We start from the raw sequence: 361 nt of genomic DNA on the forward strand, positions 1-361 counted from the left end.
CTGCATAGGCCCGCGCCGCCGAGTCGACGATCACGAGCAGCACGATGATCACGACCACCGGGATGCCGATCGCGAGCAGCAGGCGCAGCCAGCGCGGACGCCGACGGCGCGGCGCCGCCCCGTCCGCATCCGGGAGCACCCGGGTCGTGCTGTCGCTCATCGGCGGCCTCCTCGGTCGCTGTCGGTCACATGCGGTCCGGCGCGGAGACCCCGACCAGGCCGAGCCCGTTCCGGATCACCTGCCCGGTGGCGTCATTGAGCCAGAGTCGCGTGCGGTGCAGGTCGGTCACGGGCTCGTCCCCGTGCGGGAGGACGCGCGTCGAGCCGTCCCTCACTGCGTACCACGCGTGGTACAGACCGG

1 protein-coding gene is annotated in these 361 nt (G+C 72.9%); it reads right to left on the reverse strand.

Annotated features, from left to right (window positions below; genetic code table 11):
• Nucleotides 1–185: 185 nt before the first annotated feature.
• A complete protein-coding gene (locus SB773_RS30435; RefSeq protein ID WP_410593927.1) occupies nt 186–356 on the reverse strand; it encodes a DALR anticodon-binding domain-containing protein in 171 nt (56 codons plus the stop codon).
• Nucleotides 357–361 lie beyond the last annotated feature (5 nt).

Origin of the sequence: Bacillus sp. SIMBA_074 (genome assembly GCF_046534555.1) — a bacterium.
GTDB lineage: Bacteria > Bacillota > Bacilli > Bacillales > Bacillaceae_G > Bacillus_A > Bacillus_A mycoides.